Source organism: Marisediminitalea sp., from assembly GCF_984433645.1.
On sequence record NZ_CFIDRX010000155.1, the window covers coordinates 3,050 to 10,273 of the forward strand.

The window sequence follows — 7,224 nt, forward strand, 5'->3', positions numbered from 1 at the left end:
CACTTGCCTTCTTTTTTCGACTTGGACTCGCCGCACTTCCCTTCGCCACATTTGCCTTCAGCAGCAAATTGCATGTAGCCAGACTCAAGTTGCTGTGCACCGAAAGGGTTAGCACTTTCAGCAAAAGAAGCCGCAGACAAAGAACTCAAAACAACAGCACCAATAGCGGTTGCAACAGACGTTTTAGTTACTGATTTCATAGGTACACTCCAAAAAATATATTCACGTTGTGGTCACACTTACAAGATAAGACCGACGTGCTTTTCAGAATATTTCAAATAGTTTGAAAATTTTGTTTGTGAATTAACGAAAATATTAACACAGCGGGCTAACATTGCCCGCTGTTGAAGGATTAATTTACAGTAAAGTAATGGCTACACTCAGCCTATGTTAAGACGAAGCCTGGTAACCAATGCGGAAGCCACCCCAATGTTTATTATTAACATAAATGGGCGCAGACAAATCGTGCATCACTTCGCCAGTATCGCGCTTATAGGTTTGTAACAGGAAGCTCTCGGTATTCTTACCACACCGGGAGCCGGTATAGTCGTTGAAAATACGTTTTGTTCTGCTTTTCGCCAAATCGACGTCGTAGTTTCCTGTCATTGGGTGCGCAAATTTTTTGTTGTGTGTCGGGAAATACCCGTTTATGTCTACAGCGCCAGCGTAAATAATAAAATCATTGCTATCCAGAATGGGCTCCTGAATGGCAGGTAAATGCTGATCGGTAAAGGTATCGAATTGCGTGGTGTACTTTTGTGGGTTAGTGTTTGGTACCGGCTTGTAGTTAAAATCAAATAAGTCCCGCTCAGAAATCTTACCGGATGCTATCGCCTGTTCAAACAACTCACCGATTTTCCGGGCCGCCTCTTTGGCAATACGTTGTACCTGGGCATTGCGGTTATGTAAATCGAACACTTGCAATTGGCGGAAGATGTCTTCAGTTTGATGGCTCAGGGCCAAAACTTTCTCAGACACATCACTCAACTCAGATTCCAAGTGTACGGTATTTTCACTTAATTGAACCGCATTTACGCTGATGCCCTGATTCGCTTCACCATGTTGATTTACCGTGTCTTTCATCATGGACATGGTACTGGCAGCCAGCGTGGAAGCTTCACTTGCAGCCTCAATGAGTGCCGACGACTCACTTATAATTTGCGACATTTCATCACCGGCTGACGCTACCCTTTCAATGGCCTGCACCGAATTCTGGCTGTTTTGATTGATTTCGTTAAGTACGTCGTCAATGCCCTGTGTGGCATCGGTAGTTTTCTTAGCCAGATCGCGTACTTCGTCAGCGACTACCGCAAAGCCACGCCCCTGATCACCAGCGCGAGCAGCCTCAATAGCCGCATTCAGCGCAAGCATATTCGTTTGATCGGCCAGTTGGTTGATGGTTGTAGTAATACTTCCTATCGACTCAGCACTGGTTCTTAAGCTCATCAACATAGCTTTAGAGTCGTTGATTTGTTGACTTAATGTCTCTTGTTGGGCGAGAAGTTGAGCAAGTAATGCGCGACTTTTCTGTGTTTTTTCATCCGACGTCTGAATCGTTTCCTCAGCCTGGCCGGCATACTCGATTAGTTCCCGGTTGCCGGTTTCTATCCGCTCGATTCGGGACGCAATTTCTTGCACACTGGCGACTTGTTGCTTAAACATAGCTGACAACTTGTCGAGGAAATGTGAGACTGTGGCACCGCCAATAGCAATGCGACTGGCAGAATTACTGATAAGTTCGCCGGTTTTGACCATATGGCCATCGTTTTGCTGTACTTCGGCCGGTACTGATTCTTGAGCGTCTTGTAGAAAGTAACTGCTGACTGCGCTTGCAATGCCGGCCACAATAGCGGCTATCCACCAGGGCGTAGCCAAGATCCCTAAAACCGCCAGAACAACACCAACCACAAATAACTGAATAATTGAATTTTTCACGGCAATGGACTTCTTCTTAGTGATTATATTATTGTCTCGATAACTATAGACTAACTTCTATTAGTTATCGCCATTCTAGCCGCAAATGTTAATTTTTTGTTTAGTTCTTTGGTCTGATAGGTATTAGACTTAAGGAAAGAATTGGGCGGGTAAAAGAGTGCCCCGTCGGGGCACTCCACAGCAATGGATTAACCCTTCGCTTGTTCAAGCATTGCTTGTATACGGCGCTTGAAAGCAGGTAAAGGATTAGAAATGGCTTCTAACACATCGATAGCAGATTGCTTATCACCGGTTGCCAGTAACCCTTCTGCGTAATCCATTGCATAGATAATGTTTTTGTTAGAGCCCTCGTAAGCCTGTTGCAACCGCTTGATTGCCAGGCGGGTTTGGTCAGAGTGCAACAATGTCATCCCACTCAAATTCAGATATTTAGGGTTACTGTTATCCAGCTCAATGAGTTTTCCCGCGTATTCAATGGCTTTGTCGTGTTGCTCTTGTTCCATTGCCAGTCTGGACAAGGAGAACAACACAACTTCGTTGTCTTCACTATACGACAGCGAGTCTTCGTATAATTTTATGGCGCGCTGCGGATCGACCTTGTACAAATCATTCGCCAATAAAATGCGTATAACATTGTCATACGGATGATTCTGCACATGCTGTGACAACATAGCACGAGCGTCATCTTTTCTATCGAGTTTGAAATACAATGCGCGAAGTAACGTCGCATATTGGGTGGTAGGCTGGTCGGCATAGAAACGAGCGACCTTGGGCAAAGCGACTTCATACCTGCCAGCAAAATAGTCCAGTTTCCCCTCTATGCCTTGTTTTGCTGTTGCAAACACACCGTCTACTTTCATGCCGGCCAGGGTCAGGCGCGCCTCTTCGATTTGGCGTGTTTCAATTTGCCAGTCTGCAAGTTGTAATTTGATTGCCGTATCGTTAGGTGCCAACTCCAGCGCTTTATCGATGACAAACTTTGCTCTGCCAAAGTCTCTGTTAGCCAGGAAGAACTCAATTAAACGGTAATGAACCGTAAGGTCCTGAGGATAAGCTTCGCGCCATTGTCGCAGCACATTAAAATAATCCTCGAGTGTCTTCTCTCTTTTAGTGACTTCCGCATACAGCTGCCAATAACGTTTAGAAAGGGAGTCAAAGCTGGCATACAAGCTATCGAGCTCATTCAATGCACGCGCTGAAAAACCTTGGCGATATAGGGTTTCGGCATACATCATTCTCACCATTTCATCGTCGTCACCCACTGTACTCGCCTTTTCAAGCAATGGGATAATTTTGTCTTCTTCACCCATTTGCTGAAGTGATGCAACACCGTACAGCAACGCTTGTATATTTGTGGGGTTCTCTGCTAGCACGGTTTCCACAAAGACCATTGCTGCTTTTCCATCATTTTGCTTTAGCGCTTCATAAGCAAAGAACAAATTTGCTTCTTCGTTTGCGGGATACTGTTCCAATATCGCCTTATATATTGCGGCCATTTGTTCTGGTAAATTGCGGGCCTTAGCGATCTGAGCTTTTAGCTGCAATGCAACCTGCCTGGTTTGCTCGTTAGAAGCCTCAGCGTCTTCTATACCCTCAAGGTATTCTTCAGCTTGCTCAAATTTTTGTTCTGTAATTAACACGGAAGCAACAGATAACCTGGCGAGTAAATTTTGAGGGTTAGCATCAACCAGATTTTTCAATACGTCGAGGCCATTCTCATTACCAGAGAGAATCTGGGCGACACCTTGATAATAGCTATCTGAACCAACCTCATTTAATGAAGCGCTTTTGTCTAACAGCAATTGGCCTTTCTCGGCGTCACCACTTACTAATAGCTGGAACCCGGCACGCTCCATAATTGCTGCTGCTTGTGTATCCTGCGTTTCCTTGCTTCCCAGTACTTTAAAGGCCTTATCATTTTTTTTCAGCTTTACCAGCGTGGCTAAATACACCCTTTTTGCCACATGCCCTTCCGTTAGAAACGATTCGATTGGGTCTAAATAATAAAACGCGGCTTCCATATCCCCTGTAAAATAAGCTGACAGCCCGGCTAGTAGCTGACTCTGTGCATTATTACCTGAGATTTGAATAGTATTGGTAGCAAATTGAAAGGACTTAGCATAATCCTTGCGCTGGAACGCTAACGTAGCTGCAAGCAAGTTACTCACAGGCTCATCCGGATAGGCGGCAATCAAAGCATCTACTTTCTGTTGTGCCTCTTCAACTTCTCCGGCTTGCATTAACGCTTTTGCATGCAGGAAACTGGCTGGTAAAAATTGCTCGCGTCGCAGTTCATAAAGAGAAAGGGCTTTTACCGCTAATGGGTAGTTTTCTTGTAAGTAGCTCACTTTACCGACGAGCCACAACGCATCTGCAAAAACAGATTCAACGTTAATTATACGCTCGCCTATTTTGTTTAACGTATTCCGATCATCAGTGACAAGCGCAAGTATATAGTCAGTTGCCAGTGTATATTCCGAGTCCACTGCTGAAGGTGCACGCTCTATCAGTCGGCGCGCTGCTTCTAGCTTACCTAATTCTAAATACGAAAAAGCCTGATAAAAACGAAATTTATCAAGCTGTGACTCACGTGTTGCAGGTAGTAATTCGTCGACGTAATCAACTAATGACTGAAACTCCTGAGCAGTAAATAAGGCTTCTACCATAGGCCCGGCGACAATAGCTTCTTTAGCGCCGAGTTTAACTGAGCGTTTTAGTTCTTTAACCGCACTCAGACCATCGCCATTTGATAAATAAATCTTCGCTAAAAGCAAGCGCGGTTCAAGTTGTCTACCATCTTCGACAATCGCGTTTTTTAAAATAATAACGGCTTGATTATCATTGCCTTCTGACAATTGTTGCTTCGCTTCTAACAATAATTCTTCCGTTGAAGGCTTGCTACAACCACTCAACAAAAGTCCCGCAAAAGTAAGCGAGGTAAATATTTTGGAGTACTTCATGGTTTATATCTCTGACGTAGGCAATGTTGTTTTTGTTTTTTAGAGTAACGGAGTTTTGCTGCGCTTGCACCTAAGAGTTAATTTAAACATTGGCACACGTTTCTTTTTCTTATCCTTACGTCTATGTCAAATTATTTTACAAAGCATTACACCAATCACTCTAACTTATTGATTTTATTAGAAGGCATGATTTTTGCTAACAACATCACCGAACACTAGAAAATTCACACACAGTGTGGCACCTCTGAGAGTTCTTGGTTTTGTAAAGTAGTTAACAAGAATAAGTTAACAATCACCAAGGGAATTTGATAAATGAAGAAATACAATAATACTCTAGCGACATTGGCTGTTGCAGCCATTGCTGTTACTGCCCCGGCTGTGGCTGATCAATCGCTGATCAATGCTACTGGCGCGACACCTACTCCGTACATTACTGCTGGCAATGGCGCAGGATCTACAGACTGGGCTGCAGTTTTAGCACCTCGTATCGACGCAAACGTTACCAGTTCACGTTATACTGGTGTTGTTGCTATTAACCCAGTTATCGACAATGCGAGTTTTGTTTGTACAGGAACAGCAATCTCGCGCCGTCACATCTTGACAGCAGCACACTGTGTTGATGCTACTGACCAGGGCGATGTAATGCAGTTATACCGTCCTGAGAACCGTATCAATATCGCGTTTAACAACGACGGCGCGTATTATGAGTCAGGTAACGTAATGCAGGCACGTAGCGTTGTTATTCACCCTGACTACGACGGCTTCAATGTTTGCCCAGACGGTTCAGCTGGCTGTGTAAACGATGACGTTGCCATTATCACCCTGTATGACGACATCCCAGAAAATGTTGAAATTTACGACATGTACACTGGTTCTGTAGCAGCAACAGGTGCTGGCGCTGACGGTGATATCTTCAACATGGTTGGTTACGGTACGCGTGGTGATGGTTTCTATGGTTATTACAACCAGTATGACGATCCAAGTGTAAGTGGCGACATCGGTGAGCTGGGTTACGCAACGTTTGATGAAAAACTAACTGGTCAGAACATCGTAGACTTCATTGAAGGTGATGATGAGTCTGGTTTCGGTGCGCCTGCAGAAGTCTGGTATGCGGATTTCGACGGTTACGATGCTCTTTTCGATGAAACTATCAATACTTTTTGTGACGTTGACCTTGGTGTAGGCTCTATTTGTAGCACATCGTTAGACGAAAGCGTTGAAGCAAACATTGGTGGTGGTGACTCTGGTGGTCCTTCATTTATCTATGACGCACTGAACGATAAGTACTGGTTAGCAGCTATTAATACATTTGGTATTAACCTTGGCTGGGCACCTGGTGCATTCGGTGACCTGTTCGGTGGTATCCTTCTTGAGTCTTACATGGGTTGGATCAACGGTTACGTTGCTGCTTCTCTTGCTGCTCCAACACCTCCAGCTTTAACTCTGATGCTGTTGGGTGTAGTTGCTATCTTCGCACGCCGTAAGATGATTAAAGCCTAATATTAGCTAGTTTAAAAATCCCAAAAAGCGGAATATGAGAAATCTCATATTCCGCTTTTTTTGTGCCTTTAGTCCCAGCCCTACGCCCCATCCGTCGTCTCGGTCTTGTACCACATCCGTCGTCCCGGCCTTGTGCCGGGATCTTATGAACAGTCTGTTTAACTTAATCAGGTTTGCTCTTAGGTCCCGGATAAATGCTGCGCATCTTCCGGGATGACAGTAGCGCGCTTCGCGCTTTCTGGGATGACGGTTGTGTTGTTCGTACATTCAAAGAGTACGTCATGCCATACTTGTCCCCAAATAAAACGTCCCGTGCCTATGCCCCAAATACGTCGTCCTGGCCTCGTGCCCCATCTGTCGTCCCTGCCTCGTGCCCCATCCGTCGTCCCGGCCTTGTGCCGGGATCTTATCAACAGTCTGTTTAACTTAATCAGGTTTGCTTTTAGGTCCCGGATAAATGCTGCGCATTTTCCGGGATGACGGTGGTGTTGTTTGCACTTTCAGGGATGACTGTAGCTGCCCCAAATACGTCGTCCTGGCCTTGTGCCCCATCCGTCGTCCCGGCCTTGTGCCGGGATCTTATGAACAGTCTATTTAGCTTAATATGGTTTGCTCTTAGGTCCCGGATAAGCGCTTCGCGCATTCCGGGATGACAGTGGCGCGCTTCGTGCTTTCTGGGATGACGGTATTGCTGATGTTTACTATGGTGAAGCTATCAACACGACCATTGGAACGTGGGTCCCGCTCTTCGCTGGGCGAAACCAGGATGACATTTTTAACGCGCATACGAAAAAGGCCCACTCAATCGAGTGGGCCTTTCTCTTAATTG

General features: G+C 45.3%; 4 protein-coding genes. 1 reads left to right on the forward strand and 3 read right to left on the reverse strand.

Going from position 1 to position 7,224, the window contains the following annotated elements; all coding sequences use genetic code 11:
• The 3 genes from AC4MRN_RS16315 to prsT form a co-directional block, all read right to left on the reverse strand.
• The coding region (locus AC4MRN_RS16315) for an HvfA family oxazolone/thioamide-modified RiPP metallophore (RefSeq protein ID WP_491203873.1) at positions 1 to 200 on the reverse strand (200 nt) is incomplete at its 3' end.
• A 190-nt stretch (positions 201 to 390) separates the two neighbouring features.
• Positions 391 to 1,935 (reverse strand): methyl-accepting chemotaxis protein, encoded by a 1,545-nt coding sequence (locus AC4MRN_RS16320; protein WP_139241563.1) that lies wholly within the window; start codon positions 1,933 to 1,935, stop codon positions 391 to 393.
• A gap of 188 nt (positions 1,936 to 2,123) precedes the next feature.
• Positions 2,124 to 4,895: an XrtA/PEP-CTERM system TPR-repeat protein PrsT gene (prsT, locus tag AC4MRN_RS16325; RefSeq protein ID WP_491203874.1), complete on the reverse strand. Its 2,772-nt coding sequence runs from the start codon at positions 4,893 to 4,895 to the stop codon at positions 2,124 to 2,126.
• Positions 4,896 to 5,207: 312 nt separating this feature from the next.
• Here prsT and AC4MRN_RS16330 point away from each other — a divergent pair, with 312 nt between their 5' ends.
• On the forward strand, positions 5,208 to 6,395 hold the full coding sequence (locus tag AC4MRN_RS16330) for a trypsin-like serine protease (protein WP_490403693.1): 1,188 nt from the start codon (positions 5,208 to 5,210) through the stop codon (positions 6,393 to 6,395).
• The last annotated feature ends 829 nt before the right edge of the window (positions 6,396 to 7,224 follow it).